This window comes from Streptomyces sp. NPDC029138 (assembly GCF_055564375.1).
In genome coordinates this window covers 1-758 of record NZ_JBVHWM010000028.1, presented here as the reverse complement: position 1 = coordinate 758, position 758 = coordinate 1, and the positions used below count along the sequence as shown (strand labels likewise).

1 protein-coding gene is annotated in these 758 nt (G+C 78.2%); it reads right to left on the bottom strand.

Going from position 1 to position 758, the window contains the following annotated elements:
* Nucleotides 1-119 precede the first annotated feature (119 nt).
* On the bottom strand, nt 120-557 hold the full coding sequence (locus ACZ4WH_RS21940; RefSeq protein ID WP_468182882.1) for a hypothetical protein: 438 nt from the start codon (nt 555-557) through the stop codon (nt 120-122).
* Nucleotides 558-758 lie beyond the last annotated feature (201 nt).

Genomic DNA, 758 nt, shown 5'->3' with positions numbered 1-758 from the left:
AGGATCAGGCGACCTGGTCGGTCGGCCTTGGTCGGTGCGGGTGGCGCTTGGACTCGGGCGGGGTCAGGCGGCCTGGTCGGTCGGCCTGGTCGGTGCGCGTGCCCCCGGCTCGGGCGGGGTCAGGCGGCCTGGTCCGTCAGCTCGGCCAGGGTGGTGCGTGCGTGGCGCTCCGCCTCGGCGGGGGTCGGCCGCTCGCCGCGGCCGAACGTCTCGGCTAAGGCGCGTGGGCCCAGGACGGCCTGCGCCGCGGCGGTGACACGGTCGACGTCGCCGCGCTCGGCGGGCGGCAGGGGCGCGCCCACCCTGCGGCGCGCGGCGTGGGCGGCGCCGAGGAGCAGGGCCGCACAGGTGGCGCCGGACCGGTGCCCGCACAGGGCGGCCGTCCCGGCGAGCCCCTCCAGACACAGGGCGAGGGCGCGCGGCGCGTCCAGTGAGCGCGCGATCCGCAGCGCACGCAGATGGTGGGCGGCGGACCGGGCGGCAGCGGCTCCTTTCCCTGGACGGTGCTGGTGCTCCTGCTGCCCGTGCTCGCCGTGGTGCTCGCCGGACGCGGCCATGGCTTCCCGTCCGGGCGGCGCGCGGTGTGACGTCCATACGCCGGTGGGACCGGGTGCGGGTCGGCCGTGCGCTTCGAGGAAACGGGAAAGGTGGCCCGGGGGGCGGGGCCGCCGGGGAAACCGAGAACGGCCGCCACCACGGGCGTTCCACGGGGGGGGGGGGGGAGAGAGGGGGGAGGTTGCGCTCCCCAAACAGCAGGG

What these genes read in the sequence shown, in the direction of transcription:
- ACZ4WH_RS21940 (WP_468182882.1), bottom strand. Translation starts at nt 557, where the DNA reads ATGGCCGCGTCCGGCGAGCACCACGGCGAGCACGGGCAGCAGGAGCAC.